Annotated in this window: 26 protein-coding genes; 17 read left to right on the plus strand and 9 right to left on the minus strand. The window is 70.3% G+C overall.

Features of this window, described 5'->3' with window-relative positions:
- A partial coding sequence (locus tag ABD295_RS01255; RefSeq protein WP_344301718.1) for an HNH endonuclease signature motif containing protein occupies positions 1 to 326 on the plus strand: 326 nt, incomplete at its 5' end.
- 60 nt (positions 327 to 386) lie between these two features.
- Entirely contained in the window at positions 387 to 1,640 is a 1,254-nt protein-coding gene (locus ABD295_RS01260; RefSeq protein WP_344301720.1) for an amidohydrolase family protein, read from the plus strand.
- Between the two features lie 110 nt (positions 1,641 to 1,750).
- Here ABD295_RS01260 and ABD295_RS01265 read toward each other — a convergent pair whose 3' ends face one another.
- Positions 1,751 to 2,206, minus strand: a complete 456-nt coding sequence (locus tag ABD295_RS01265) for a hypothetical protein (RefSeq protein WP_344301722.1) — start codon at positions 2,204 to 2,206, stop codon at positions 1,751 to 1,753.
- Positions 2,207 to 2,522: 316 nt separating this feature from the next.
- On the opposite strand from ABD295_RS01265, the gene ABD295_RS01270 reads away from it, so the two are divergent.
- Positions 2,523 to 3,224 (plus strand): GAF domain-containing protein, encoded by a 702-nt coding sequence (locus tag ABD295_RS01270; RefSeq protein ID WP_344301725.1) that lies wholly within the window; start codon positions 2,523 to 2,525, stop codon positions 3,222 to 3,224.
- On the opposite strand, the gene ABD295_RS01275 is transcribed toward ABD295_RS01270, so the two are convergent.
- The 7 genes from ABD295_RS01275 to ABD295_RS01305 are packed head-to-tail and all read right to left on the minus strand — an operon-like array spanning position 3,221 to position 8,781.
- A complete protein-coding gene (locus ABD295_RS01275) occupies positions 3,221 to 3,421 on the minus strand; it encodes an STAS domain-containing protein (protein WP_344301727.1) in 201 nt (66 codons plus the stop codon). The two genes, ABD295_RS01270 and ABD295_RS01275, sit on opposite strands and share 4 nt — an antisense overlap.
- A 27-nt stretch (positions 3,422 to 3,448) precedes the next feature.
- A complete protein-coding gene (gene idi, locus ABD295_RS01280; RefSeq protein ID WP_344301729.1) occupies positions 3,449 to 4,048 on the minus strand; it encodes an isopentenyl-diphosphate Delta-isomerase in 600 nt (199 codons plus the stop codon).
- A complete protein-coding gene (locus ABD295_RS01285; protein ID WP_344301731.1) occupies positions 4,045 to 5,067 on the minus strand; it encodes an NAD(P)/FAD-dependent oxidoreductase in 1,023 nt (340 codons plus the stop codon). Before ABD295_RS01285 ends, idi begins: the two co-directional genes overlap by 4 nt.
- Complete coding sequence (locus ABD295_RS01290) at positions 5,060 to 5,614, minus strand: isoprenylcysteine carboxyl methyltransferase family protein (RefSeq protein WP_344301733.1); 555 nt, start codon at positions 5,612 to 5,614, stop codon at positions 5,060 to 5,062. Before ABD295_RS01290 ends, ABD295_RS01285 begins: the two co-directional genes overlap by 8 nt.
- The gene (locus ABD295_RS01295) at positions 5,611 to 6,741 is read right to left on the minus strand and encodes a type III polyketide synthase (protein WP_344301735.1); all 1,131 of its coding nucleotides are present in this window, start codon (positions 6,739 to 6,741) and stop codon (positions 5,611 to 5,613) included. The genes ABD295_RS01290 and ABD295_RS01295 overlap by 4 nt, the downstream gene beginning before the upstream one ends.
- A gap of 1 nt (position 6,742) precedes the next feature.
- A complete protein-coding gene (locus ABD295_RS01300; protein ID WP_344301737.1) occupies positions 6,743 to 7,933 on the minus strand; it encodes an NAD(P)/FAD-dependent oxidoreductase in 1,191 nt (396 codons plus the stop codon).
- On the minus strand, positions 7,930 to 8,781 hold the full coding sequence (locus ABD295_RS01305; RefSeq protein WP_344301738.1) for a UbiA family prenyltransferase: 852 nt from the start codon (positions 8,779 to 8,781) through the stop codon (positions 7,930 to 7,932). The genes ABD295_RS01300 and ABD295_RS01305 overlap by 4 nt, the downstream gene beginning before the upstream one ends.
- Positions 8,782 to 8,997: 216 nt before the next feature.
- On the opposite strand from ABD295_RS01305, the gene ABD295_RS01310 reads away from it, so the two are divergent.
- From ABD295_RS01310 to ABD295_RS01335, 6 genes are all read left to right on the plus strand, one after another.
- Positions 8,998 to 9,858: an alpha/beta fold hydrolase gene (locus tag ABD295_RS01310; protein WP_344301740.1), complete on the plus strand. Its 861-nt coding sequence runs from the start codon at positions 8,998 to 9,000 to the stop codon at positions 9,856 to 9,858.
- Positions 9,859 to 10,240: 382 nt separating this feature from the next.
- Positions 10,241 to 11,557, plus strand: coding sequence for a PP2C family protein-serine/threonine phosphatase (locus tag ABD295_RS01315; RefSeq protein WP_344301742.1), 1,317 nt, complete (start codon positions 10,241 to 10,243; stop codon positions 11,555 to 11,557).
- Between the two features lie 418 nt (positions 11,558 to 11,975).
- On the plus strand, positions 11,976 to 13,277 hold the full coding sequence (gene nhaA, locus ABD295_RS01320; RefSeq protein WP_344301744.1) for a Na+/H+ antiporter NhaA: 1,302 nt from the start codon (positions 11,976 to 11,978) through the stop codon (positions 13,275 to 13,277).
- A 97-nt stretch (positions 13,278 to 13,374) separates the two neighbouring features.
- The gene (locus ABD295_RS01325) at positions 13,375 to 14,085 is read left to right on the plus strand and encodes a winged helix-turn-helix domain-containing protein (protein ID WP_344301745.1); all 711 of its coding nucleotides are present in this window, start codon (positions 13,375 to 13,377) and stop codon (positions 14,083 to 14,085) included.
- Positions 14,082 to 15,464: a HAMP domain-containing sensor histidine kinase gene (locus tag ABD295_RS01330; protein WP_344301747.1), complete on the plus strand. Its 1,383-nt coding sequence runs from the start codon at positions 14,082 to 14,084 to the stop codon at positions 15,462 to 15,464. The genes ABD295_RS01325 and ABD295_RS01330 overlap by 4 nt, the downstream gene beginning before the upstream one ends.
- Before the next feature lie 44 nt (positions 15,465 to 15,508).
- Positions 15,509 to 16,108, plus strand: coding sequence for a GerMN domain-containing protein (locus tag ABD295_RS01335; RefSeq protein ID WP_344301749.1), 600 nt, complete (start codon positions 15,509 to 15,511; stop codon positions 16,106 to 16,108).
- A gap of 3 nt (positions 16,109 to 16,111) precedes the next feature.
- Here ABD295_RS01335 and ABD295_RS01340 read toward each other — a convergent pair whose 3' ends face one another.
- Complete coding sequence (locus ABD295_RS01340; protein ID WP_344302694.1) at positions 16,112 to 16,762, minus strand: STAS domain-containing protein; 651 nt, start codon at positions 16,760 to 16,762, stop codon at positions 16,112 to 16,114.
- On the opposite strand from ABD295_RS01340, the gene ABD295_RS01345 reads away from it, so the two are divergent.
- From ABD295_RS01345 to ABD295_RS01380, 8 genes are all read left to right on the plus strand, one after another.
- Complete coding sequence (locus ABD295_RS01345; RefSeq protein WP_344302721.1) at positions 16,709 to 16,993, plus strand: Fe-S cluster assembly protein HesB; 285 nt, start codon at positions 16,709 to 16,711, stop codon at positions 16,991 to 16,993. The genes ABD295_RS01340 and ABD295_RS01345 overlap by 54 nt on opposite strands.
- Positions 16,994 to 17,692: 699 nt before the next feature.
- Positions 17,693 to 18,130, plus strand: a complete 438-nt coding sequence (locus ABD295_RS01350) for a MarR family winged helix-turn-helix transcriptional regulator (protein ID WP_344301752.1) — start codon at positions 17,693 to 17,695, stop codon at positions 18,128 to 18,130.
- A 197-nt stretch (positions 18,131 to 18,327) separates the two neighbouring features.
- Positions 18,328 to 18,801, plus strand: coding sequence for a PRC-barrel domain-containing protein (locus ABD295_RS01355; RefSeq protein ID WP_344301755.1), 474 nt, complete (start codon positions 18,328 to 18,330; stop codon positions 18,799 to 18,801).
- A 99-nt stretch (positions 18,802 to 18,900) separates the two neighbouring features.
- Positions 18,901 to 20,037, plus strand: coding sequence for a DUF6801 domain-containing protein (locus ABD295_RS01360; RefSeq protein ID WP_344301757.1), 1,137 nt, complete (start codon positions 18,901 to 18,903; stop codon positions 20,035 to 20,037).
- 140 nt (positions 20,038 to 20,177) lie between these two features.
- Positions 20,178 to 21,152 carry a helix-turn-helix transcriptional regulator gene (locus tag ABD295_RS01365; protein WP_344301759.1) on the plus strand — a complete coding sequence of 325 codons (975 nt, stop codon included), beginning with the start codon at positions 20,178 to 20,180 and terminating at the stop codon, positions 21,150 to 21,152.
- 146 nt (positions 21,153 to 21,298) lie between these two features.
- A complete protein-coding gene (locus ABD295_RS01370; RefSeq protein ID WP_344301760.1) occupies positions 21,299 to 24,001 on the plus strand; it encodes a thrombospondin type 3 repeat-containing protein in 2,703 nt (900 codons plus the stop codon).
- 3 nt (positions 24,002 to 24,004) lie between these two features.
- A complete protein-coding gene (locus tag ABD295_RS01375) occupies positions 24,005 to 24,469 on the plus strand; it encodes a hypothetical protein (protein WP_344301761.1) in 465 nt (154 codons plus the stop codon).
- Between the two features lie 79 nt (positions 24,470 to 24,548).
- A complete protein-coding gene (locus ABD295_RS01380) occupies positions 24,549 to 26,660 on the plus strand; it encodes a M14 family zinc carboxypeptidase (protein WP_344301762.1) in 2,112 nt (703 codons plus the stop codon).
- Positions 26,661 to 26,670 lie beyond the last annotated feature (10 nt).

A 26,670-nucleotide genomic window follows, 5' to 3' on the forward strand; every position in this document is an offset into this window, starting at 1 on the left:
GCCGCCTCGCCTGCAATGCCGGGCTCATCCCCGCCGTGCTCGGCACCCAGTCCGAGGTCCTCGACCTCGGCCGCACCGCCAGACTCCACACGCCCGCCCAACGCAAAGCCCGCCTCCTCACCACCACCGAGTGCCAGATCGACGGCTGCACCGTCCCCGCCGCCTGGTGCGAGAGTCATCACCGAGACCCGTGGGCGAGCGGCGGGAAGACCAACCACCAAGACCACTACTTCGCCTGCGCCTGGCACCACCACAAGATCCACGACCCCCGATACGAGACCACCTACCACCCCAACGGAACGGTCACCCTGCACCGGCGCACGTGAGCTGCCATCAGCGAGAGACTGCGGATGACCCATCGAGTCCCAGGAAGGTCAGCCGAAGTCATGAGCCAAGGCCCTGAGTACGACGTCGTGGTGGACAACGCTCTGCTGCTCGACGGGTCCACCACGACCCTGGCGGTGCGGGACGGACACTTCGTCGATCGCGCAGCTGCGGACATCCCCGCCAAGGAGCACGTCGACGCCGGCGGGTGCCTGGTCACGCCCGCGTTCGTCAACGCCCACATGCATCTGGACAAGGTCTACACGCTGCCGATGCTCGACGACCGCGGGCTGACGGCGTACACCTCGGGCACCATGGGCGACGCGGCCACCTCCATCGAGCTGGCGTCGGCGGTCAAACGAAGTTATCGCCGGGACTGGATCCTGCCCAACGTGCGCCGGGCACTCGACGAGGCGCTCCGGCATGGGGTTCTCCACGTGCAGGCATTCGTGGACGTCGACACCACCGGTGGGCTCGAAGGCATGCACGCCGTGCTCACGGCACGTGCCGAGTACGCCGGTCGGATCGACCTCCAGGTGGTCGCCTTCCCCCAGGACGGTGTCGTGCGCGACCCAGGCGCGGCGGCGATGTGCGAGCAGGCGTTGGACCTCGGCGCCGACGTCGTCGGCGGGATCCCCTGGATCGAGCACTCCGATGCTGCCGCGCGCGAGCACGTCGAGTGGGCCTGCGCCCTGGCACGGGAGCGTGGCCTCAGGGTCGCGATGCTCGTCGACGACGCGGGGGATCCGACGTTGCGGACGACCCAGATGCTTGCCGACCAGCTGCTTCGGCACGACCTGGTCGGGAGGGGAGTGGCCTGCCACGCGCGCGCCGTCGGCACCTACGAAAAGCCGTCGATCCTCCGCCTAGCGGGGCTGGCCCGCGAGGCCGGCCTCGCCTTCGTGTCCGACCCGCACACCGGTCCGTTGCACCTGCCTGTCAGGACCTTCCTCGACCAAGGCCTCGACGTGGCACTGGGACAGGACGACATCGAGGACGCCTACTACCCCTGGGGTCGGCACAACATGCTCGAGGTCGCCTTCCTCGCCGGTCACCTCCTGGGCTTCCGCACCAACGTTGAACAGCGCCTCCTGGTCGAGATGGTCACGACCAGAGCGGCCGCGGCGATCGGCCTCGCGGGCCACGGACTCGCCGTCGGCGACGTCGCGGACTTCTGCCTCCACGGGCAGCAGCGGGTCGTCGACCTCCTCCGTGAGCACGAGCCGCCGCGGGCGGTCTACCGGCGGGGACGCCTCGTGGCCCGGACCGCGCCCGCCGTCACCACATGGGGTGGTGAGAGGTGGGCTGGTGACTAGTCCGACTGGTGCCTTGCAGCAGCGGGGGTACGTTCGAAAGGTGCGTGCGATCTACGCCCTCTACCTGACCGCCGGGTACGGGATCTTGCTGGCCCTCTTGGTCCTCCTGCTCAGGCAGGTCTAGGCGGGTCCAGCAACAGGCGAAGCTCACGCCAGAGCTCCCGGACCTCCAGGGCGTCGATCTCAGGGTCGATCCCCAGGAACGCCGACGCCTGTCGACACGTCATCCGCCCGTACACGGTCAACGCCAGCAAGGCTCGCGACCTCAGGTCCTGGGTCTTCGCATGGCTCAGGCACCCGTCGACGGCGGCCCGGACGAGCACCGTTCGTGGCTGCTCGCCGTCCCAGCGCGCCCCGCGACAAGCGGCGACGAAAGCCGCGACCACGATGTCGTCGGCTGCCTTCTCGTCGTGACGCGGGCCGAGCACGGTCCGAGTGGAGGCCAGGACCGCCATGCCGTGACCGTCGAAGAGATCAGCGGCAGCCTGCACCTCACCCGCTGCCGCGCGCGGCAACAGATCCCAGTCGCCGTGGGGATCGGCGAGCAGGTGCAGGGACGTTGCCATCTCCCCACGAGTAGCCAGCCGGACCGGGTCGGTACCCGGCGTTCGCGCGAAGCAGGCGCTCGATCGATCACTGGGAGCAGGCACCGAGTGCAGCCGCGGACGGCGACCGTCTTCGCGGTGACTGGGAAGACGTGCCACGGCGATCCTCGCATCCAAGGAGCTCGCCGGGGTCCGGGGCGAAACATGAACGGCGCTGGTTGACGCGCCAGTCCCAGAGTACGCCAGTCTCGGCCGCGGTACATCGCCGACCGCTCGTCGATGGTGGACGTGGGTAGGCTCGGCGTGGCGGGTACATCGCTCTGATCAGAGGAGACTGATGCTCGAGCCGATTCCCGAGACCCGCAAGGCGCTCGCAACATTCCTGCCGCTCGACGAGCCCGACTTCGGGGAGAAGCTGACCGACATGGGTGAGCGGGCCCGCAAGGTCGTGCCCGAGATCGTGGGGATGAGCGTGGGCCTCATCGAGGCTGGGCTGACGTTCACGTTGGCAACCCCCGACCTGCTCGCGTCAGAGCTGGACGCCGCCCAGTACGTCGACGGGGAGGGGCCCTGTCTCGCTGCGGTCGATGAGGCTGTCGTCGTTTCCGCCGACATGGACTCCCTGCTCGACGAAGGACGCTGGCAGCTGTTCGCGCAGGCAGCCTCGGCCAGGGGCGTCGCCAGCAGTCTGTCGATGCCCGTGATGCGCGGCGGTCAGGTCGTGGGTGGCGTCAACGTGTACGCCTCGACACCTGATGCGTTCGCGGGTCATGAGGAGGCACTGGGTGCCGTGCTGGGGGCTGCAGCCGAGCACGCGGTGGCCAATGCCGATCTCTCCTTCTCGACCCGCTTGGCTGCGGTCGACACGCCCCAGCGGTTGCTGGACAACGACAAGCTCGAGACGGCTGTGGGGATGGTCGCGGTCCGGTTCGGTGAGAGCGTCGGTGATGCTCGCGACCGGATCCGGCGCGCCGCTGCTCAGAGCGGGCTGACGGAGTCAGCTGTGGCGAACGTCCTGGTGGCTGTCCACCTCGACTAGTTCCTCCCGGGTGTGGTGCGGATGCTGGGCAGGAAGTCGACGTCGCTCAGCTCGATCACCAGGTCGTAGGTGTAGTTCCGGCTTCCCAGGTTGACGGCTTCGCGCAACATGCCGATGGAGGCCTCGTCGACCGGCCCGCTGACCCGCAGGACGCCTGACGTGAAGTCGACGGACAACGTCAGCGGTCGGGTCTGCATCGGGCCATGTACCCGGTCGTCTGCGAGCTACCCAAGCGGATCTGCCCGAAGACCGCCCGGCAGAGGGCCGGCGGCAGTCGCGTCGACCTGCCATGGGTCGTCGCTCAGCTCGTGCACCTGGGTGTGACACCAGGGACTCACCGACCTGCGCCCGGTCCGCACCGTCAGCCGGAAGTCCGCCCACGCCACCCAGCAGGTCTCGGCGACCTCGGCCGGGTCCGGGTCCAGCGCCGACGGGGTGGAGCACCGCGCGACGGCAACGGGGCACATCTCGTTCTCGACCATGCCGTCTGCCATGACGGCGCGGTACCGGAATCCCGGCAGCGCGACCCGCACGTCGTCGATCGCGATGCCGAGCTCCTGACCGACCCGGCGGCGTACAGCATCAGCGAGGGCCTCTCCTGGAGCCGGATGCCCGCAGCAGGAGTTGGTCCACACGCCGGGCCAGGTCGGCTTCGCCAGCGCCCGACGAGTCACCAGCAGCCGATCGTCGTCGTCGAAGACGTAGCACGAGAAGGCCAGGTGCAGGGGGGTGTCGTGGTGGTGCACCTCCGACTTGGAAGCGGTGCCGATGGCACGCCCCTCCTCGTCCAGCAGCACGACGAGCTCGACACCTGCCCCCTTCATGCCGGCCTCGCTAGCTGGTCGACCACCGCGGAGAAGACACGTGGCGCCAGGGCGGCCGTCCTCACGAGGTGACGGCGGACGAGCGGCACCCGGGTGGTCCCTAGCAGTGCTCTGGTCAGGAGGTCGTGGCGACGACCGATCCGCCGCCAGGCGCGGTCGTACGACGTCAGGTCGCCCGACCGGATCGCCTGGACGGCGGCCTGCGCGTGCGCCAGTCCGATCGCCATGCCCTCGCCGGTGAGGGCGTCGACGTACCCGGACGCATCTCCGGCGAGCAGCACCCGGCCCGCGCGCGGCGCGCTCGCGACCTGTCGCAACGGTCCCGCACCGAGCACGGGCGACAGCTCCAGACCGTCGAGGTGGGCGCCCAGCCCTGGATGGTCCGCGAGGTGCTCGCTCATCGGCCGCCGAAGGCTGCTGAGGACGGCGATGCCGACCAGGTCCGGTCCCACCGGCGTCACGTACGCCTCGCTGGCGGCGGCCCAGTGGACCTCGACGAAGTCGCTCCAGGGCGCCCGCGCGACGTGGGCGCGCAGGCCGAAGCGGCGTGGCCCCGGCGCGGGGTCCTCGAGCCCGGCGAGCCGGCGAACGCGCGAGTGCAGCCCGTCCGCGGCGACGAGGTGACGGGTGGGCTCGTCGTCCACGAGCAGGTGGTCCCCGGCGTCCACGATCATGCCCACCGGCCGCACGACCGGCCGCACCCCGGCCTCGGCCGCGGCGACGAGCAGCGTCTCGTGCAGCGTCGTGCGCCGGACGCCGAGCCCGCCTCCGTGGCGGAACGGCGCCTCGGCGACCCGATCGCCCGCGACGTAGCGGATGCCGGCGATCCGGTGCCCCTCCGGCTGGATGCCGAGCGCTTCCAGTGTCTGCACGGCGCCCGGCATCAGACCCTCGCCGCACGCCTTGTCGATGACGCCGCTGCGACGCTCCCGCACCGTGACGTCGAGCCCGGCCCGGGCCGCGAGGATGGCCGTCACCAGCCCCACAGGGCCGCCGCCGGCGATCACCAGGTCACGCATGCGCGTCTGCTCGGGACGTGGGGCCAGGCGCAGGGAGCCCGGCGAGGGCGGCGTTCTCGACGCGCAGCCGCACGGACAGGACCACCGCGTTGAGGACGGTGAAGCCCACGGCGGTCATCCAGAGGCCGTGCACGAGCGGAAGCGCCAGGCCTTCGGCGACGACGGCCACGTAGTTGGGATGGCTGAGGAGACGGTAGGGCCCGTGGGTGACCGGCGGCAGGTCCGGCACCACGATGACCCGGGTGTTCCAGCGCCGGCCGAGGGTGGCGATGCACCACCAGCGGAGTGCCTGCGACGCCACGACGACGGTGAGCATCGACCAGGCCAGCCCAGGTGGCACGTCCGACCGACGTACGAGCGCCTCGACCACCAGGGCCACGAGGAACGAGGAGTGCAGGACGACCATCCAGACGTAGTGCCGCCGACCCGTCTCCACGCCGTCGCGGGCGAAGCTCCACGCCGCGTTGCGCTTCGACACGACGAGCTCTGCCAACCGCTCGAGGGCGACCAGGGCGACGAGGACCAGGAAGGCGGCCAAGGTGGTCACGCCGGCACCTCCGTGGCGCGCAGGAGCACGAGCTCGGAGCAGAAGCCCGGCCCCATCGCCATCAGCAGGCCGTGGCTGCCGGGCTCGCGGTGACGCTCGCGGAAGGTGTCCTCCAGGACGTGCAGGACGGACGCCGACGAGAGGTTGCCGATCCGGTCGAGCGACCGCCGGGTGACGGCGACGTCCTCCTCGGTCAGCCCCAGCGTGTCGCGGACCGCGTCGATGACCTTGGGCCCGCCGGGGTGGCAGACCCACCAGCCCACGTCGGCGCGCGTGAGGCCGTGGTCGGCCAGGAACGCGTCGACGTCCTCGCCGATGTAGCGGCCCACGATCGCCGGGACCTCGGCGTCCAGCACGATCCTGAGCCCGGTGGCGCCGACGTCGAAGCCCATCGTGCGCTCGCTGTCGGGGTAGAGGCGGCTCCGGGTGTCGAGCACCTCGACCGGACCGCCGTACCCGGCGCCGCGCGCCACGACCGCGGCCGCGCCGTCGCCGAAGAGCCCGCTGGCGACGAGGTTGGCGATCGACACGTCGTCGCGCTGGATGGTCAACGAGCAGAGCTCGACGCTCACCAGGGCCGCGACGTGGTCGGGACGACCCAAGAGGTAGTCGTGCAGCCGGGCCACTCCGGCGGCGCCCGCGACGCACCCCAGACCCACCAGGGGCACCCGGCGCACGTCGGGACGCAGGCCGACCGTCGACGCGATGCGTGCCTCCAGGGAGGGGATGGCGAGGCCCGTGACGGTGGCGCAGACGATGACGTCGACGTCCGTGGGAGTCAGACCTGCCTCCTTCAACGCTTCCTCCAGGGCTCGGGAGCCGAGCTGGACCGCGTGCTCGATGAAGGCGTCGTTGGCGGCGCCGAAGTCCGCAAGGGGGTAGGCGTCGATCGGCAGGACCAGGTGACGGAAGGACACGCCGGCGTTGCCGTGCAGGCGCCGGAGCACCCGCGTGTCGAGACCGTCCGGCGCCATGACCGACGCGAAGGCGTCGGTGATGTCCGCCTGCGCGTACCGCTGGTCGGGCAGGACGCCGCGGACCGCGAGGATCTCCATGCCGGGCTGAGTCATGCCGGGCTGGGTCATGCCGGGCTGGGTCATGCCGGGCTGCTTCATGCCGGGGCTCATGTCAGGCCACCTTCCTACCGGTGAGGTCACGGGCCAGGCCGGCGACGAGACCGACCGCCAGCCCACGGGTGATCCGGCCGTCGCCCAGGCCGAGCTCCACCAGGGCGTCGAAGTGTCGTGGTCGGCGCGCGGCGGCGATCCCGGCGCGCACGACCTCGGGACGGCGGGCCAGGAGGGCGGCGGCCCAGGTGTGGTGCAGGTGCTGGGAGAGCAGGCGTCGTACGTGCGTGCGGTGCGCACCCCCGGCGGCCTGCGGGCGACCTTCGGTCAGGCAGCTCGCAGCCGACGTGCCCGCGAGGGACCCGGTGGCGACGGCGTAGTAGATGCCCTCGCCGGTCATCGGGTTCACCAGTCCGGCGGCGTCACCGGCGAGGAGGACCCGGCCGTCGGGCTGCTCGGATCCCCAGCCCCGGCCGGACAGCGGCAGGTGGTGACCGCGCCAGCGCTCGCCTTGCTCGGCCGCGCCCGGGAGCAGCCGGGCGAGCTCGCCCAGGAGGTGTCGCCGGGTCGGCCCGGCGCCGTCGCCCTGACCGGAGCCAGAGGTGACGAGCTCGCCGTAGCCGATGTTGGACCAGCCGTCGCCACGGTCGAACGCCCAGGCGTACGACGGCTGCCGCACATCCCCCCAGCGGAGCACCTGCCGGGCGCGCAGCTCAGGTGTGGTGGGCGCGTAGCCGCGGATCGCCAGAGCCCGGCGGCTGGTCCGGCCGAGGCCGAGGCCGGTGTGCACGACGGAGTTCGCGCCGTCGGCGCCGACGACGACGTCGGCGGTCAGCAGGTCGTCAAGGCTGACTCCGTCCGGACCAGACGAGACCTCATGGACGCGATGCCGCATCAGCACGGCTCCGGCGTCGCTCGCGTGCTTGACGAGAGCCGCGTCGAAGACCTCGCGCGGTACGACGTGCACTGGTCGGGCCATCTGTCCCTCGACCCGTCGTGAGCCCTGGGCGAGCTCGAGCTGTCGCAGGGGCGTCCATCCGTCGACGACGTCGGCGGCGCCCAGCGGGCGGAGGACGTCGAGCACATGAGGCGCGATGCCGTCTCCGCAGCACTTGTCGCGGGGGAAGTCGTCGCGGTCCACCAGCGCGACGCGGAGGTCCGGGCGGAGGCGAAGCGCAGCCAGCGCCGCGCTGGCGCCGGCGGGTCCGGCCCCGACGATCGCGAGGTCCCAGTGGTGCTGGTTCGCGCTCATCTGGAGATCACCAGCATCAGCACGTCGACCGCGGCGATCCCGATGGCAGCCAAGAAGGGAACCCGCCCGTTGCCGCGCCAGGCGACCAGCGCGAGCACGGCCACCAAGACCAGGGCGCCGACCCGTACCGGCAGCGCCACCGTCACCGCACCGCCTGCGACGACCACGGACGCGACCCCGAGCACCACGACAGCAAGCCCCTGGGCCCTGGTCGGCCCCAGGCGGTGCGGGAAGCCTCGAACTCCGGTGGCGGCGTCGTCGTCGAGGTCGGGCAGGACGTTGACGAGGTGGGCCCCCACGCCGAGCAGCGCCCCGCCGGCGGGGAGCCACCACTGCGGCGCTGCGGCGCCCGGGCGGGCGAGGACGGCGAAGACCGGCAAGGCGCCGAACGCGACGGCGTACGGCGCCCACGACCAGATCGTGGCCTTCAGCCCCAGGTTGTACGCCCAGCCCGACGCCACCACCAGCAGGTGCCAGAGACCGGCCGGCACTCCGCAGGCGAGCGACAGGACCACTGTTGCGACCACGGCCAGGGCGCACGCCGTCCGCACCCACCGGGCGGACACCTCGCCGGTCACCAGGGGTTTGTCCGTCCGCCCCACGGTGCGGTCGCGAGCGAGGTCGAGGAGGTCGTTGGACCAGCCGATCGAGAGCTGACCCGTGAGCACCGCCGCCGCCACCAGTGCGACCCGGCCGGGCGCCGCGCCCGACGCCCAGGCCACGGCCGTGGCGAGCGCCGTCACGGCAGCAGTCGGTCCGGCGTGCGCGGCGCGCAGCAGCGCGAGCAGGGGGGCCGGGCGAAACGGGACGACGGTCCCGCGCGCTCCGTCGGTGATCGGCACAGTCATCGATCCTCCGGGCATCGGTCGGCGGTGGCTATACGAGCGCTCCGCCGGCCGGGATGAGTACCCGTCGCTCGACCTCATCATGCGGCATCCTCCAGCGGACAGGACATGGCGGGACAGGACATGGCGGGCTCCGCCCGTTTCGGATGGACTTCTGGCCGCGGGGTACCAAGGGGCCATGACCTCCGCCTGCCAGCGCTCGTGACCCGGCGGGTGCGGATGACAGAAGTCGTTCCCCAGCCGGATCGACCGATTGAGCCGATCTCCTCCTACGAGCACGACGGCTTGGTGTTCGACGTCGTCGACGCGGGTCCGGCCGACGGCCCGATCGTGCTGTTGCTGCACGGCTTCCCCCAGCGCGCCTCATCGTGGAGAGACGTGGCAGCGTTCCTCGCCGAAGCCGGTTACCGGACGCTCGCCCTGGACCAGCGCGGCTACTCGCCCGGAGCGCGACCACGCACCCGTCTGTCGTACACGTCCGACAAGCTCGTCGGCGACGTCCTGGCCTTGATCGAGTGCGTGGGCACGCCCGTCCACCTGGTCGGCCACGACTGGGGGGCGGTCGTGGCGTGGCGCCTGGCTGCCGCTCACCCGACGCTGGTGCTGTCGTTGACAGCGGTGTCGGTCCCGCACCCGAGCGCACTCGCTGCGTCACTGATGACGAGCTCGCAAGCGCTTCGGTCCTGGTATGTCCTGGCAGTGCAGCCGCCGGCCTTGCCGGAGCTGGTGGCCCGGCTGGCGCCGGAAGCGCTCGAGGCGCTGCTGCGTGGATCGGGCATGACGGAGGACGAGCTGACGTCGTTCCGCGCGGAGATCCTCGCTGACGGTGCCCTCTCGGGTGCCCTTGGTTGGTACAGAGGTGCGGCCCTCGACTGGCACCGGACCGAACATGTCACCGTCCCCACCACCTTCGTGTGGAGCGACGGGGAGCAGGCGATCGCGCGTCGCGGAGCAGAGCTGACCGCGCAGTTCGTGAACGGCCCCTATGACTTCGTGGTGCTGGAGGGAGCGACGCACTGGATCCCCACCCAGGCTCCTCGCGAGCTGGCCGCCATCATCGGCGATCGAGTGGGCTCCTGAACCGAACCGTCCCCCGCTCGTTGTGCAGGCACAACAGAGCGGGGGACGGCCTTACCCCCCGGCAAGGCGCCTCAAGCGCCAGCGAGTGGTACCCGGATTCCGGCGGCCCATCGATCCTGCTGGACTTCTTTACCTTCACGGCCTGGGGAGCGCACCGTGCGCAACGGTTTGAACGCCGGCAGTGCCGTGCAGAGGTGGGCGTCAACTGCGACCGCGCTGAACCCAGTGACGAGCGACACGTGGCGATGCCTCGTAGGACAGTCGGTCGCGGGTACCGAAGTCCAGTCGGCAGCACTCGCTGCCTAAGCGGGGGTCTCTCGCTCTCGAGGGCGGGGCAGCAGGGATGCAGCCCGCGCCAGTGCCCGCCCGTAGTCTCCGTCCGGTGACGACTTCGCGCATCCCGCTCGACGTGAGACGCGTCCTCGCGGCGGCGGAGTCGGCGTCGCCGGTCGATGCCGTGCCCGAGGTCGCGCGCGAGCTGGCGCTGGCGCTGGGTGCGGTCAGGGTGTCCTTCCTCATCTCCGATGCCTCCGGACGCGGTCTGGTCCGGCTGGCCCACACGCCTTTGGTCGGAGACGACGTCGGCGATCCTCGTGCGGCCGGGCGGCGGCACGAGGATGAGGAAGCGGCTGCCGAGCTGCCGTACGACGGTGGCCCCGCCGAGCAGGCGATGCGCACCCAGACCGTGCAGGTCCTGGCCGAACCTGCAGCGAGTGGCGCCGCCCGGTGGCGGGTCCTGGCGCCGGTGACGGAGCGGGGTGAGGCCATCGGGCTCCTCGAGCTGTACCTGCCTGGTGAGCCGAGCTCAGAGGTGGTGTCGGAGATCGGCCAGGTCGCCCACGTGCTCGCCTTCGTGGTGATCGCCAACCGCGGTCACACCGACTTGTACGAGTGGGGGCAACGCAGCCAGGCGTACAGCCTGTCTGCCGAGATCCAGCAGCGCCTGCTTCCCCCGTCGCGCACGTGCGAGGCGGCCGCCTTCACGCTGGCCGGCTGGCTCGAGCCCGCCGCGACCATCGGTGGCGACACCTACGACTACAGCCTGGCGCGTGACCTCCTCCACCTCTCGCTCACGGACGCCATGGGACATGGCGTCCAAGCGTCTCTGACGGCCAGCATGTGCCTGGGCAGTCTGCGGGGGGCCAGGCGACGCGGGCTGTCCTTGCTGGAGCAGGCCAAGGCGACCAACGACGCGATCCTCCAGCATCCCATCAGCCCCTCCGGCAGCGAGTTCGCCTCCGGGCTCGTGGGTCGCCTGGACCTGCGCACGGGCTCGCTCGAGATCGTCAACGCAGGGCACATCCCGCCGTACCTGCTGCGCGACGGCAGGCTGACCACCCTCGACCTGGCCGTCGACCCGCCCTTCGGCATGTTCGCCGAGAGCACCTATCGCGCCACGCAGCTGAGCCTCACACCCGGCGACCGCCTGGTGTTCGTGACCGACGGCATGCTCGAGCGGAACCCGGCGGGGGCACTCCTCGCCGAGACGATCCGGGACAGCGATGCGCTCCACCCTCGCGAGCTGGTGCGGCACCTCGCCGACAACGCTCTCGAGGCCGCGGGTCACGCACTCCTCGACGACGCCACGGTGCTGTGCCTCGACTGGCACGGGATGCATGAAGAGGCCCGAGACTCGGTCGCAGGGGCCGAGCCCGCACGCGCCAGTGCTCCTCTCGGCACGAATGGGACGTCGGACTAGCCCGGCCCCAGGGCGTGCGTGCGTCGGGTCAGCCCTTCGCCTCACCCGCTGGCCGGACAGACCTCGCGCGAGTGAGACGGCAACCCCGTCCGCATCGGCGATCCGGTCGAAACCGGCAACGGACGAGGTCGCCGAACCCGCGGCCGCTCGGGACGACCGCGAGCCTCAAGAGCCGCCGGCATCGTCTGCGGGCTGCTGCGGACGACGATGCCAGATCGGCATGACGACGACAGGTCGATGACATTGCCGTTCCATGACTGTGCACCTGGGCAATCTGGTCATCCGGTCAGGTGCGAGGTGATGTCACCGACGGGTGTTCCATCCGACCCCAGTGCTGGTCAGCGGGCAGGCCGCCTAGAGTTCATCGTGGTGCGCCGGGAAGTCTGGTCGGCATGATGTCGCCGACCCTGGAGCCCAGATGACAGACCCGACCAGCCCCCGCCGCGTGTTCTCGCGTGGATCCTGGAGCGAGACGGCGCGCATCGCCGACGTGCTGCGACAGGAGACGGTGGGCGGTGCCTTGCTGCTCGCGGCCACGCTCATCGCGATGACGTGGGCCAACTCCCCATGGGCAGACGGTTATGACGCGCTGCGCGAGCTCGAGATCGGCCCCGAGACCCTGCACCTGCACCTGTCGCTGGAGACGTGGGCTGCCGACGGACTCCTGGCCATCTTCTTCTTCGTCGTCGGGTTGGAGCTGAAGCGCGAGTTCGTCGCTGGGGACCTCCGCGATCCCCGGCGGGCCGCGCTGCCCATCGCCGCCGCGATCGGTGGGATGGCGGCGCCGGCGCTGATCTTTGTCGGGTTCAACGTCGGCGGAGGCGATGCGCTGCGCGGCTGGGCGATCCCGACCGCGACCGACATCGCCTTCGCGGTGGCGGTCCTCGCCGTGATCAGCACCCACCTGCCGTCTGCGTTGCGCACGTTCCTGCTGACCTTGGCGGTCGTCGACGACCTGCTGGCGATCACGATCATCGCGGTGTTCTACACCAGTGAGCTCGACGTGCTCCTGCTCCTGGCGGCGTTCGCCCCGATCGTCGCGTTCGGAGCTCTCGTGCACTTCAGGATCCGCGCCTGGTGGTTGCTTCTTCCCCTCGCCTTCGCGGCGTGGACCCTCATGCACGCTTCGGGTGTGCATGCCACGGTCGCGGGCGTCCTGCTGGGGTTCACCGTCCCCGTCGTGCGCAGCGCCGCCGCTGGTGGCCCAGACGCGGGCCCCGGCCTCGCGGAGCACTTCGAGCACCTGTTCCGGCCGATCTCAGCGGGAGTGGCTGTCCCGGTCTTCGCGTTCTTCGCTGCCGGTGTGACGATCGGCGGGTGGTCCGGGCTCACCGCCAGCCTCAGCGACAGTGTCGCCCTGGGCATCATCGCCGGGCTGGTGCTGGGCAAGCCGATCGGGATCTTCGGGACCACGTTCGCCCTCGCGAAGCTGACGCGTGCCGACCTGGACCCGAGCGTGACCTGGCTCGACGTCCTCGGTGTCTCGCTCCTGGCCGGCATCGGGTTCACGGTCTCGCTCCTCATCGGCGACCTCGCTTTCGGCCAGGGCAGCGAGCGCGACGAGCACGTCAAGGTCGCCGTGCTGGTCGCGTCGGCCACTGCCTCCGTGCTGGCTGCTGTGCTGCTGCGCTCCCGGAACCGCACGTATCGCAGGATCGAGGAGGAAGAGACCAGGGACGTCGACAACGACGGCGTCCCCGACGTGTACCAGAACGATTGACGAGGCGACTGCCTCCGCACCCTCGCGACGTCGGGGCCGGTCAACGGTCATGGGTCGCGGGTCTGCGCCGACGACACGGATGCGAGGATGACGATCGATGGCGACTCGGCTGCTGATCCTGGAGGACGACGACGGGCTCCGAGCCTCGCTCCGTCTCGTCCTGGAGGACGACGGGTACGACGTGGTCGAGGCCGTCGACGCGGAGACCGCGCTCCGGGTCGTTGCCGGTCCCGGCGTCGACCTGATGCTGGTCGACCTCATGCTCGGCGGCATGGACGGGTTCTCGTTCATCCAGCGGGCGCGGCCCCAGACAGAGGCGCCGATCGTGGTCGTCAGCGCCCGGGACGGCGTGCAGGACGTGGTGGCGGCACTGGAGGCGGGCGCCGACGACTACGTGACGAAGCCGTTCGTCGTGGAGGAGATCAAGGCGCGACTCCGTGCTCTGCTGCGGCGTCCCTCGATGGCAGAGGATCATCACGAGGTGCGCGGTGCTGATGTGTTCGTCCTCGACAGCTTGGCCGGACCTCTCGTCTTCGACCGCGGCGCCGCGCAGCTGACACGTGGGGGTGCTGAGATCCACCTGACCAACACGGAGTTCAGGCTGCTGAGCGTGCTGGTCGACAACGCTGGACGCGTCCTGAACCGGACCTCGCTCCTCGATCACGTGTGGGACACCGGCTTCTTCGGCGACGAGCGCCTCGTCGACGTCCACGTTCGGCGCCTGCGCAAGAAGCTCGAAGCCGACCCCAGCGCACCCTCCACCCTGGTGACCGTGCGCGGCCTCGGCTACCGCCTCGACGTACGGTGACACGCGCTCGTTCTCCCCGCGGGTTGCGGGCCTCGGTCACCGTGGCCTTCGCCCTGGGGGCCCTGACCCTGTCGACCGCGCTCGCCCTCGGCACGTACTTCTCGGCTCGGCACCTGCTGGTCGAGCAGCGCGAACGGACGGCGACCCGCCAGGCCTACACCGATGCCGCCTTGGTGCGTGACGGCCTGCAGACTGCGGGAGCCCAGGTCAGCGACGTGCTCGAATCCATCTCCCCCCCGGCGGGGGCTGTCATCTACGTGCGGCGAGACGGCGAGTGGTACTCCTCGGCGCTGGACACAGCGGGCCCCAGCACCACCGACGAGGTCCAGCCGATCGTGGCCGACGGGTCCGTCGCCGTGGCCTGGACGGAGGAGACCGACCCGAACGCGGTCGTGGTCGGCATCCCGCTGAGCGCGGTCGACGCGGAGTACTACGAGGTGTCGGTTGCCGAGGAGCTGGACCGGACGCTGTGGACGCTGGGGCTGGCGTTGGCCGTCGGTGCGGCGCTGACCACGGCTGCGGGTGCCCTCTTGGGCCGGGCGGCCAGCCGCCGTGTGCTGGCCCCGCTGGGGGAGGTGACCACCGCTGCGGTCCGGGTCTCCGCCGGTGACATGAGCACCCGGCTGTCCGACACCGACGATCCCGATCTCGCGGCGCTGGTCGGTGCCTTCAACAACATGGTCGACGCGCTCCACGAGAGGATCCAGCAGGACTCCCGCTTCGCTGCCGACGTCAGCCACGAGCTGCGCACCCCCGTGACCACCTTGACGACGAGCCTGAGCCTGCTCCAGCAGACCGAAGGTCTCTCACCACGAGCCGAACGCGCCGTCGCTCTGATGGGCGACGAGCTCGAACGCTTTCGCCGGGCGCTCGAGGATCTTCTCGAGCTGGGCCGCCTCGATGCCGACGCCCCTAGCGATCAGATGAGGGTGGTGAGCGCCCAGCAGCTCGTCGAGCAAGCGCTGCGCGTCGGGCGGCGATCAGCAGATCTGGTGGTGCCGGCGGATGTGGGGACCGAGGAACCGCTGGTCAGGGTCGACCGGTCCCAGTTGCTCCGAGTCCTCACGAACCTCTTCCGCAACGCGGACCTGCATGGTGGCGGACTGACCGAGGTCCGTGTCCAGGGCCGCGGCGACTTCGTCGACATCTTCGTCGAGGACCGAGGAAGCGGGGTGTCGCCGGAGGACCGGAAGCGCATCTTCGAACGTTTCGCCAGGGCGGGCGGCCAGAAGTCGGGCACCGGCAGCGGTCTGGGGCTCAGCATCGTGCAGCAGACCATCCGCAACCACCACGGTGATGTGTGGTGCACCGATGGCCGACACGGCGGCGCGGTCTTCGTGGTGCGGTTGCCGCGAGCGCACAGGGAGGCGTTGTCATGACCGGCGGAACGCGACGCGGCCGGACCTGGGTCGTCGTGTCAACGATGGTGGTGGCGACCTGTGCAGCATGCGGCCTTCCGGGCAGCGGCAGCGTGACACGAGTCGATGACGCGACGATTCCCTATCAGCTGCTCGAGCCGGATTCCGGCGAGCCCGGCCCGACTGTGCAGAGCGATCCGGAGGGGTCGGGGGCGCTCACGTTCTGGCTGGTCGAGGATGCTTTGGTTCCCGAGCCCGCCGGCGCCAGCTGTGCAGATCCCCCTCACGTGGTGGCACGGCAGCTCCTCGACGAACTGGTCGCTGGTCCCTCGGAGCGCGCCCGGGCGACGGGTAGGTCGACGGCGGTGGCGCCGGACACCGAGCTGGTGCTCGTCGACCTCGCCGACGCGACCGCCGTGATCGGAGTGGATCCAGGCGCGACGCTCTCCCCGGACCGCCTACCTGTTGCCATCGGGCAGATCGTCCTCACCGTGACGACAGCGCCCGGCGTGCGATCGGTGGAGTTCGCCAGCGGTGACGAGCCGGTGCAGGTGCCGCTACCTGACGGAGTGCTCACCAGCGGCCCGGTGACGGCCGCGGACTATGCCGCCCTGGTCCCCGAGCGATTCGATGCCAGCCAGGGCCTCGGCTGTCCGGGCGCCTGATCTTCAGGCGTCGGGGAGCGGCAGCTCCGTCGGCAGCGCCCCTAGCAGACCGATCCGCTCCAGCGCCGCTGCGCAGTCACGAGAGGGGTCGCGCAGCACGACGGCGACGCCTCGTGCTGCGCAGCGACGCTTGACCCACAGCAGGGCGGCGACACAGGTCGAGGAGAGTCGTGTCAGAGCGGACATGTCCAAGACGACTGTGTGAGGTCCCTGCTCCAAGACAGCGTCGAGCCGCCACTGCAGGTCGTCCAGCATCCCGACGACCCTGGAGTCGAGGAGCTGGACGTCGACCTCACCCGGCCCGCTCGAGGCGGCATGGTCAACGCGGCGACCAGAGCCGTCCCGGCAAGGACGAGTCTCTGCCCGTGTGGGCCCTCCCAGAGGAGGGGGACCCGAACCCGTCTGCATCACGTCACGCTGACATGCCGTGATGACGTCGACAGCGCGGTCAGATGACAGCCGGATGACAATCCTGCGGCGGCCATAGGGCACTTCAACGCCACCTCGCTGTGCACCCTTGTCCGGCCGCTGGGGACGTGTCTGGATGGAGATGTCCTCGTGAACCCACGACGGCATCTCTGACAGAAGGAGGCACGCGAAATGATTGCCATCTCTTCCCGGGCCCTCAAGGTCATCCGCCAGGTGACCGGGCATCCCAGGCTCAAGCACACCTCGGGTCTCCGCATCGCTCGGGGCGACGAGGGCGGAGAGCGCTTGAGGGTCGGAGCCGTCAACGAGCCGGCGGCAGGAGACCAAGTCGTCGAGCGCGACGGCGCACGCCTCTACCTGGGTCCCGTCGCCGCACAGAAGGTTCGAAACGGTGAGCTCGACGCGAGCACCGACGAGAACGGCCGCGTGACCTTCATCCTCAGGGACTCCGCATGAGGCCGAGACTCGACCCCCGGGACGCAGCACGCCGAGAGGCGCTCATCGCGCGAGCTCGTCAGCAAGCAGTGCGCAACGACCGACGTCACCGCAACCTGCTGCTTCACCTGCGCGCCGGATGATGTCGGCACGCGCGGCGACGGCTGGGTAGGCACTGGATGGCCAGGCAGTCGGGCGACCCTCGGACAGCTGACCGAGATCGTCATTGGAGCTTCTGGTCAGCGACGGTCCTTGCTGGCTGTCTCGTCGTGATCGTCCTGGTGATCACGGCACACGCGTTGCGAGGAACCGACGACGCCCGGTCCGGGGCCGAGGTGACACCCTGCGCGGAGGCGGTGGCGTCGCTGGGGTCCCTGATCCCCGACGGAGGACTGCCCGGTGTGAACCTGGGATCGATCAAGTCCGCAGCGGTCGACACCTCAGGCCGCTGTGAGGCGGCTGGTGTTCCCAGCTACTGCCGGACCGCCGCGCGCGCCGCGTGGAACCTCGCCGACGCGGCCAAGACCGACTCCAGGCGGGCGCAAGCCCTGGCGAACTTCCGACGTACCCAACCCCGGTGTCTCCAAGAGCTGACCGGACCCGGTGACCGAGCCGCGCAGCAAGCGACGGTGTCGCAGTCACGCGACCATGGGCGGGGGCTGCGCCCATGAGCCTGCACCACGGAGCGCGCAACATCGGCGGGGTTCCAGAGGGATCCGGATGGTGACAGCCACTGTCGACGACGATGTCATCTCCGCGCTGGTCACGGCTTCCCGAGCGCTGATCGCCATCTCGGCGCGGTCGCTCGCCGGCGTCGAGGACACGCTGACTCTCAGCGAGTTCCGCGCGCTGGTCGTCCTCGAGTCCCAGGGGCCTGCCACTCCCATCAGTCTGGCAGCGCACCTCGACCTCGGGCACGGGCCGACGTGCCGCATCGTCGAGCGGATCCATGACGAGGAGTGGGTGCACTTCACCAGCGACGGTGCATACGCGGTGACGAGCCTCGGGGCCGATCTGGTCGCCAGCGTCACCAGGAAACGGCGTCTCCTCATCGCCGAGGTGACCGCCCGCATGGAAGCAGACGAGCGGCAGGCCCTCGTCGACGCGCTCATCGCCTTCGCCCGGGCAACGGGCGAACCGCTTGCCGTCGAGGCCTGACGCCTCCGGTCCCTGCAGAGCGGAGGCCTGGTCGCGCGCGGGGGGCGCGATCAGGCCTGCGCGGCTGTCATCGGATTGCCATGCGGCTGCCGGGGTGATTGTCGTCTTGGTTGCACAGACTCATGCATCCGACACCGGGACCGGAGACGACACCCGGGACCGGAGACCCGGTCCCGTCCGCGAGCAGAGGAGCAGACATGGAGAACACGGCGACAGCCACCTTGGTCGGACTGCGCGACAGCAGCGACCTCGTCCTGGCCTGCGCCGACGACGACGTGCGCGGCCACATCGTCGTCGACCTGCAAGGACACCGTGTCGGTGAGGTCGACGACCTCGTGGTCGACCAGCGCGAGCGCCGCGTGAGGCTGTTGGTCGTGGCGTCCGGGGGACTTCAAGGATTGGGGCGCACGTGCCACTTGCTCCCGGTCGATGCGGTCACGAACGTCGGCGACAGCATCCAGGTGGAGACAACGCACGAACACGTCCATGCTGCCGAACACCACCTCGGCGTGATGCGGCCACCGCGGTACGAGCAGGCGTACCGACACTTCGGCTACCTGCCCTTCTGGGAGAAGGGGTATGTCGACCCCTATTTCCTGCGGCGATCCGAAGGTGCCGCGACGGGCGGATCCGGCTCTTTCGGCGGCGCGGCCATCAGCCGCGCGGTCTGAACTTTCACCAGGCTCACGGCGTCAGACCGTGGGTACGCGCACGACCACCCTTCGGGCGACCGGCAACTGGCCGGGCTCGGGCTATCGCAAGGAGGCTCAATGCACGCACGTCCCAACAGTCGTCTCAGCGGCTGGATCGCTGCAGGCGCACTGGGAGTCAGCGGCTTGATCGCGGTTCCACCTGCGACCGCCACGACCGGTGCGATCCCCTACAACTGCACGAGTCAGGAGACCGGCGCCTTCGTCGCCACGGTCGAGATCGACACCGATCCGGCGACGATCGCAGCGGGTAGCGACCTGTCGGCGACGAGCATCCTGTCCTTCCCCAGCGACGTCCGCCAGCGCCTGTACGACGCCGGGGCTCGCTCCGTCGCAGGCACCGTCGACCTCGCGGTCAGCGCGTCGGGACAAGGCCGCCAGGTGGGTCAGTCGATCGCCGCCACCGCCGTCTCCGACAGCGGACCGCTGACCCTCACCGCCGTCGGATCCTTGAGCTGGACCACGTCAGGGCAGGTCCGGCTCCGCGCTGGAGACCTGAAGTCGAGCCTCCAGCTGCGCGACGCCACCGGCACCGCACTCGGCGCTCCGGTTGTCCTGGCATGCAGTGAACCTGGCCCCGATCCCACCATCGACATCCTCTCGGTGACCGCCACGACGAGCACGCTTGTCAGCGTCGACGAGCGCCGTGTGAGTCATGGCGAGAAGGCCCGAGCAGTCGCGCGGGTCGCGAGCACCGGCGGCAAGGCCAAGGGGGCGGTGATCTTCCAGCTGGGCTCCCTCACTGATCGGGTCTGGCTCGGCAAGGACGGCGTTGCCCGCACCGCCCTCGAAACCGACCTCTCCGCCGGAGCCGTCTACCCTCTGACGGCGACCTTCGTGCCGGCTGACGAACGGCACGTCTCACCCAGCACGGCAACGACATCCGTCCGGGTCGTCAAGGACCGGGTTCATGTCCGAGTGCGCGTGCCGGACACTCGCCGAGGCAAGCGAGTGCGAGCACACGTGGCGGTCCGCCCCGTGCACGGGTCTCCTGTGTCCGGCCGCGTCCGAGTCATCCTGAAGCGCAAGGGTGACGTGCTGCGGGAGAAGACCAAGCAGCTTCGTGACGGGAGTCGATCCGTCGGGCTGGTCCACCTCTACGAGACCGGCGTCTACCTGGTTCGCGTGAAGTACCTCGGCCACAACGACTTCCGCAAGTCGAACGACCGTGATTGGTTCCGCGTCGTTCGTCGGTGACCGCCAGGCGTTCGTCTACGAGGGCGGTCTCCACCCCTTCCGAGGCGCTTCGGCGTGGTCTCGTTGACGGTGCTCCCGACCGGAGGGAGGATCGCGACGACGCGGGACGACGCCACCCGCGCCGGCGGAGGGTGGCACAGGTGCTGGAAGCGCTGGGGTTCAGCTCCGTCGAGGAGCAGGTCTACCAACTCCTCGTGGGGCGAGGCAGGGCCTCGCTGACTGAGATCCTCGCCGACGGCGACATCAAGCCCAAACGCCAGCTCGAGGCCCTCGACAAGCTGGTGGCCAAGGGGCTGGTCCGCCGTCTGGCCGGCCCTGACCAGGAGTTCGTGGTCGCGCCCCCTGAGTACGCCATCGAGGCACTCATCGCCGAGCACATGAGTGCTCTGCTGGCGGTGCGCGAGGCGTCGGCCGAGCTCGGGGTCCGGGTGCGCAGGGCGACCCGGGACGCCGATCCGACCGAGCTCGTGGAGGTGGTGTCGGGGAAGGGCTCGGTCCGCCAGCTCTTCCTCCAGGTCATCCAGAGCGCACGCACCGAGATCGCCGTCTTCGACCGTCCGCCCTACGCGTCGAACGTCGACGAGGCCATGAGCGGCCAGGCCGAGCGGCTCCGCACCGACGGGCTGCACCTGCGGACGGTGTTCGACCGGTCGCTGCTGGACGAGCCCGACCACGTGCGCCGCATCCTCCAAGGCGTCGCCGCGGGAGAGCAGGCCCGGCTGGCCAGGGTCCCGCTGAAGCTGGCCGTCATCGACGGCGAGTGGGCGATGCTGCCGCTGCTCCACGCCCGGGGCGAGATCCCTGAGGCCGTGGTGATCGTCCGTCCGTCCGTGCTGCTCGACTCCCTTATCGCGCTGTTCGAGTCGGTGTGGGAGCACGCCGTCGAGGTGCGGCCGACCCTCGAGGGTGAGCTGTCGACGGTCGGTACGTCCGAGGGTGAGCTCCGTCAGCTCGCCAACCTGCTGGCCGCCGGCATGACCGAGACCGCCATCGCCCGGCACCTCGGCTTGAGCCAGCGGACCGTACGACGACGGGTCAAGGACCTGCTCGAGGACCTGGGCGTCGACTCGCGGTTCGAGGCGGGCGTCCGCGCCACCCAGCGCGGCTGGCTCTGAGCCGAACGGTCTAGACATTGGCCTTCTGAGGCCAGTGGCCACACGTGGCCACCTCCACGACTTAAGTTCCTCCGCACGGTGGTTCGCCCAGATGTCGTCCGTGCCGACGAGCTGGGCGTTTGGTGGGTTCTCGGAAAGGAACGCCCGTGCGCAAGTGCATCTCGGTCCTCGTCGCCGCGCTGGTCCCGTTGATGGTCGCCGCAGTGTCGTTGGTGGCCCTCGGATCTGTTCTGCCGGCGCAGGCCAGCCCTGCCGATGACTACGTCGGACCCTTCTACGGCGACGGCAACCTCCCGCCGGGCTGCATCAAGGACATGAGCCGGGACAACCCGGCCAACACCTGCTTCCACGCCAAGGTCGGCCTGAACGCCCTCGACTCCCCGCAGGTCGACGTCGCGGTCCTCGTCCCGGCCTCACCGACGGCGGAGCGGGACCTGCGGATCATGCGGCAGGCGGCCGAGGCCTGGGAGGGCGGCATCGACTACCTCTCCGACGAGATGGGCCTGGACTGGCTGCGTGACGGAGTCGACTTCCACATCTCGTCCGACGTCGTCGGGCTCACCGAGGGCGACGAGGTCAGCACGTATCCGCTCTACGACCCCGAGATCGTGATCGTGGCGACCAACCCGGCCGGTGGTGCCGGCATCGGCGTGGACCCGACGTACCTCACCGACGAGCTGGGCATCTTCTCCGAGGACGGCGTTCCCTGCCACAACATCCCGAACCCGTTCTCGTTGGACACCTGGGAGGGCATGCCGGGGTACGACGGGCACCACGGCGACGGCGGCGGCGTCTACGTGGAGGACTGCGGCGGCGCCGGAGGCAACGTGTGCTTCTCGGTGAACGGCGGCGTGGACCCGGTGCCGGGCACCACCGACACCTTCTCGCTCTTCGACCTGGTGCTCCACGAGACCGGCCACTGCCTGACCCTCGGCCACGTCGGCGACGGTGCGGAGACGCCTTCGTGGGGCCCGGTCCCGACGACGGACATCATGGCCTACAGCTATGACCCGCCCGGGCAGAACAAGTGCGTCTCCACCCTCAACGTCGAGGCCTTCGCGCTGCGGATGAGCCACTACCTCGACGTCAACGGCGACGGGGCCGTGACCGCGGCCGACCAGGTCCAGCCCAACGACGTCCTGGGCGACGGCACCAACTCCTTCCAGGTGCAGAGCCCCGAGAACCACCTCTTCGCGTCGTCGACCGGCTCGGTGTGGGACTGCCCCCAACCCGACCTCGGGACCGTGCCCGGCGCGGCGACCGACTGGACTCCGGAGCCGGTGGAGACACACCAGCCGGTGCTCACCGTGACCACGCCGGAGCACGGGTCGGAGACCGCGGACGGAAACGTCAATGTCAGCGGCAGCGTCGAGCGACGTCCCCTGGACGCTCCGCCGTCGTCGCCGGTCGGCGCTGCTGACGATCCTGAGGGAGACGCGGTCTCCGACCTCACCGACATCCAGCAGGTCTCCGTCGAGGTCACCGACCTGGAGGTCACGACCACCGTCAAGGTGAAGAAGCTGTGGCCCTCGACCTCGGTGACGAGTCCGTCGGAGTACTCCGTCAGCATCGACGGACGCCAGATCAAGACGTTCGTCCCCGATCCGCGCAGCCCCGCCGAGGTGATGGTCTGGGACCACTCGATGGAGCAGCAGCTGCCCGGTGACTGGGCGCAGTGGGACCCGGTCGCCAACACGGTGACGTTCCACATTCCCCGTAGCTATCTCGCGGGGGCCAAGGTGACCGCGCCGTACGACGTCTTCGCGCTCACCGGCTACACCGCCAACAACAAGTTCACCGTCGTCTCCGACGACCGGGCTCCGGACAGCGGTGCGGTCGGTGTGGCCGCCCCCACCAGCGCCGGCTCGGCAGCCGGGGGATCGACCGCCGTGGATGGTGGATCGTCTACTGGCGGCTCGGCGGTGACGGGCACGCTCGACACCGTCGTGCTCGAGCAGCCCGGCGGCAACACGTTCACCGTCGCCGACACGTCGCTCGGCGTGCTCACCGGCAGCCAGGACACCTTCACCCTCGACGTGCCGGAGTCGAGCGACGTCGAGCTGCTGCTGTCGTGGACCGACAACAGTGACCTCGACATGACCGTGACCGGCGCTGCGACGGCATCGGGGGCGACGGCCGGAAATCCCGAGCGGGTGCTGCTGACCAACGTGCGCGGCCGCCTCGACATCAAGGTCGACCCCTACCTCGTGGTCGGCGTGCCCGCGACGACGTACACCCTGACCGCGACCCTGGTCGGTGTCTCCGGAGACGGTGACGGCGACGGCGTCGCCGACGGTGACGACCGGTGTCCCCAGCAGGCAGGACCGGCGCCGAGCGGGTGCCCGGACAGCGACGGCGACGGCGTGCCCGACGTCTACGACCTCTGCCCCTCGGTCGCCGGCAACGGCCACGACGGCTGCGTGATCCCGGCTACGGAGCACGTGAAGGTGTACGTCGACGGGGCGCTTGCCGGCGGCCAGGACGTCGACACCAGTGACGAGCTCGACACCTTCTCGATCGACGTCAGCATCCCCGGCGGAACGCACGAGCTGCGGATCGAGTGGGAGGACGACGGCGAGGTGATCGCGACCGACTACCGCACCGTCGTCCGTACGGCGCCGGGCGTCGACCGCGACGGCGACGGCGTGGGGGACTCGCGGGACAACTGCGTGAAGCAGCCGAACGCCGGACAGGCCGACCTCGACCGCGACGGACAGGGCGACGCCTGTGACAACGACATCGACGGCGACGGCCACGCGAACTCCAAGGAGCGGGCGCAGGGCACCGACCCGTACGACGCTGCGTCCTACCCCGGCAAGAAGACCTCGACGTCGTTGAGGCGCCTCTAGGTCATGGGACGGACCGATGGGGCGGCCCGGCGCAGCGGTGATCCCCGCAAGCGCGCCGGGCACGTCGCGGCCGGCACCGGCTCCGCGAGGTCCCGCGTGGTGGCAGCGTCGTTGGCCGGCGCCACCGTCGTCGCCGTGGTGGGAGTCGTCGGTCTGCGCGGCGGCGCGGAGACCGATGCGGGCCCGGCCGAGGAGCCGGGGCGCGACCACGCCACGTCGGCGTGCGACCTGATGGCCAAGGCGCACGAGGCCGCTGAGGTGGAGTCCGACGCCCGCTACGCGGCGGCGGTGCTGCTGCTCGACCAGGCGATCGTCGAGTCCGCCCGCGCGGCCCGGACGAACCCCGGCTTCGGCGACCTCGACGGCTCGATGCAAGCCCTCCACTCCGCCGCCCACACGGGCGAGAGGTCGCAGTACGACCTCGCAGTCGCCGACGCCCAGGCCGCCTGTGGCAGCTCGGTCGGCTGAGCTCCCGCACCAACGCCTGCGTGACCTACCACCAGGTCCGCTCGTTCTGACACCGATCCCCGACGCACGAGGAGCACAGATGAGTCCCCTGTCACGACGTACCCGCGTCTCCGCGGTGGCCGCGGTCGCCGCCCTCGCCCTGGCCGGCGTCACGCCTGCCCTCGGTGGATCGTCCGCCCAGGCCGACACCGCTCTCTTCGCCCCACGGCTCGTCACCGTGGACACCCCGACCCGCGCCGACAAGGAGCTGCTGCAGAGACTCGGTCTCGACCTCACCGAGCACGCCGGCCACGACTACGTCGAGGTCGTCCTCCACGACGCGACCGACCTCGACGCGCTCCTGCACTCCGGGTTGGGCTACGACGTCCGCATCCCCGACCTGATCGCGCGCTCGGTGCAGAACGAGCAGGTCAACCGCGCGTACGCCGCCGCCACCCTCGAATCGCCGCTGCCGTCGGGACGCGACGCCTACCGGACGCTGGCCGACTACAACGACGACCTGCGCGAGCTCGCCGCGATCCGGCCGGCCATCGCCAAGCGGATCACGCTGCCGCACAAGTCCCTGGACGGTCGCACCGTCTACGGCATCGAGATCGGTCGCAACGTGCAGGCTGCTGAGGACGGACGACCGGTCTTCGTGCTCCTGGGCCTGCACCACGCTCGCGAGTGGCCGTCCGGCGAGCTCGCGATGGAGTTCGCCTACGACCTCGTGCAGAACTACGGGACCGACGCGCGGATCACCGGTCTGCTCGACCGCTCGCGCGTGGTCGTCGTGCCGGTCGTGAACGTCGACGGCTTCGAGCTCTCTCGCACCGACGGCAGCCTCGTCGACCTGCGCGAGGTGGACGCCGGCGGGACGGTGTCGCTCCTGGGCACTCCCGGCAACGCCTACAAGCGCAAGAACTGCCGCGTCGTCGACGGCCAGGACCCGATCGACGGGACGTGCCGGGTCGCCAGCGCCACCAGCCCGGGCGGGTACGGCGTCGGCGTCGACCTCAACCGCAACTACGGCGGGTTCTGGGGCGGACCCGGCGCCTCCGACGTGTTCGCCGACCCGACGTACCGCGGGGCCGGGCCGTTCTCCGAGCCCGAGATCCAGAACGTCCGCGAGCTCATCAGCGGGCGGCAGGTCACGACGATGATCTCCAACCACACCTTCTCCAACCTGGTGCTGCGGCCCAACGGAGTGCACCCCGACACGATCGGCCACGACGGCCTGCCGGTCGGGAACGCGCCGGACGAAGAGGCGCTGAAGGCACTGGGCGCCCGGATGACAGCGGCCAACGGCTACCGCAACATCCATGGCTGGGAGCTCTACGACACCACGGGCACGACCGAGGACTGGTCCTACAACGCGACCGGTGGCTTCGGCTACACCTTCGAGATCGGCCCGGACGAGTTCCACCCGCCGTTCCCGAAGGTCGTCGACGAGTACCTCGGCGCCGGCGCGTACGCCGGCAAGGGCAACCGCGAGGCCTACCTCGCCGCGCTGGAGAACGCCGTCGACACCGCCACGCACGCCGTGATCAGCGGCAAGGCACCGAAGGGTGCGACGTTGAGGCTGCGCAAGGAGTTCTCGACGCCTACGTGGGAGGGCTCGTTCACCGACCGCCTGAACAGCACCATGAAGGTGGGGATGGACGGGCGCTACACCTGGCACGTCAACCAGTCCACCCGTCCGGTGGTGCAGGACAAGCTCGTCGAGATCACCGAGGACCAGCCGGTGCGGAGCCAGTCGTTCCAGGGTGGTCCGACCACCGTCGGGCAGAGCGTCGACCACCCCTTCACGGTGACGGAGACCGGGATCGACGTCCTGCAGGTCGACCTCGACTGGCCGACGCCCGACGACCTCGATCTCGAGGTCTACCGCAAGAACGCGGACGGCTCGCTGACCGAGGTCGGCTCGTCCGGCAACTCGGTCAACGAGAAGGAGCAGACCCAGATCGGCGCACCGGCGCCGGGCGACTACGTGCTGCGGGTCATCAACTTCGCGTCAATCGCACCGTCGTACACCTTGACGGCGACCCTGTTCGACTCCGCCGTGGTGTCCTCCGAGGAGGTTCCCGGCCTGATCGAGACGTGGACGCTCACGTGCGAGAAGGACGGGCGCGTCCTCCAGCGCGAGTCGGTCGTCGTCGACCGTGGCCAGCAGGTCCGTGTCGACCTGGCCGAGTGCTCCCGCCGCTGGTGACAGACGTCGT

Origin of the sequence: Nocardioides bigeumensis, from assembly GCF_039531755.1 — a bacterium.
GTDB classification, from domain to species: domain Bacteria; phylum Actinomycetota; class Actinomycetes; order Propionibacteriales; family Nocardioidaceae; genus Nocardioides; species Nocardioides bigeumensis.

Bases quoted from the DNA above. Each gene is read 5' to 3' on its own strand.
- ABD295_RS01260 (WP_344301720.1), top strand. From the start codon at position 387: ATGAGCCAAGGCCCTGAGTACGACGTCGTGGTGGACAACGCTCTGCTG.
- ABD295_RS01265 (WP_344301722.1), bottom strand. From the start codon at position 2,206: ATGGCAACGTCCCTGCACCTGCTCGCCGATCCCCACGGCGACTGGGAT.
- ABD295_RS01270 (WP_344301725.1), top strand. From the start codon at position 2,523: ATGCTCGAGCCGATTCCCGAGACCCGCAAGGCGCTCGCAACATTCCTG.
- ABD295_RS01275 (WP_344301727.1), bottom strand. From the start codon at position 3,421: ATGCAGACCCGACCGCTGACGTTGTCCGTCGACTTCACGTCAGGCGTC.
- idi (WP_344301729.1), bottom strand. From the start codon at position 4,048: ATGAAGGGGGCAGGTGTCGAGCTCGTCGTGCTGCTGGACGAGGAGGGG.
- ABD295_RS01285 (WP_344301731.1), bottom strand. From the start codon at position 5,067: ATGCGTGACCTGGTGATCGCCGGCGGCGGCCCTGTGGGGCTGGTGACG.
- ABD295_RS01295 (WP_344301735.1), bottom strand. From the start codon at position 6,741: ATGAGCCCCGGCATGAAGCAGCCCGGCATGACCCAGCCCGGCATGACC.
- ABD295_RS01300 (WP_344301737.1), bottom strand. From the start codon at position 7,933: ATGAGCGCGAACCAGCACCACTGGGACCTCGCGATCGTCGGGGCCGGA.
- ABD295_RS01305 (WP_344301738.1), bottom strand. From the start codon at position 8,781: ATGACTGTGCCGATCACCGACGGAGCGCGCGGGACCGTCGTCCCGTTT.
- ABD295_RS01310 (WP_344301740.1), top strand. From the start codon at position 8,998: ATGACAGAAGTCGTTCCCCAGCCGGATCGACCGATTGAGCCGATCTCC.
- nhaA (WP_344301744.1), top strand. From the start codon at position 11,976: ATGACAGACCCGACCAGCCCCCGCCGCGTGTTCTCGCGTGGATCCTGG.
- ABD295_RS01325 (WP_344301745.1), top strand. From the start codon at position 13,375: ATGGCGACTCGGCTGCTGATCCTGGAGGACGACGACGGGCTCCGAGCC.
- ABD295_RS01335 (WP_344301749.1), top strand. From the start codon at position 15,509: ATGGTGGTGGCGACCTGTGCAGCATGCGGCCTTCCGGGCAGCGGCAGC.
- ABD295_RS01345 (WP_344302721.1), top strand. From the start codon at position 16,709: ATGATTGCCATCTCTTCCCGGGCCCTCAAGGTCATCCGCCAGGTGACC.
- ABD295_RS01340 (WP_344302694.1), bottom strand. From the start codon at position 16,762: ATGCCCGGTCACCTGGCGGATGACCTTGAGGGCCCGGGAAGAGATGGC.
- ABD295_RS01350 (WP_344301752.1), top strand. From the start codon at position 17,693: ATGGTGACAGCCACTGTCGACGACGATGTCATCTCCGCGCTGGTCACG.
- ABD295_RS01355 (WP_344301755.1), top strand. From the start codon at position 18,328: ATGGAGAACACGGCGACAGCCACCTTGGTCGGACTGCGCGACAGCAGC.
- ABD295_RS01360 (WP_344301757.1), top strand. From the start codon at position 18,901: ATGCACGCACGTCCCAACAGTCGTCTCAGCGGCTGGATCGCTGCAGGC.
- ABD295_RS01375 (WP_344301761.1), top strand. From the start codon at position 24,005: ATGGGACGGACCGATGGGGCGGCCCGGCGCAGCGGTGATCCCCGCAAG.
- ABD295_RS01380 (WP_344301762.1), top strand. From the start codon at position 24,549: ATGAGTCCCCTGTCACGACGTACCCGCGTCTCCGCGGTGGCCGCGGTC.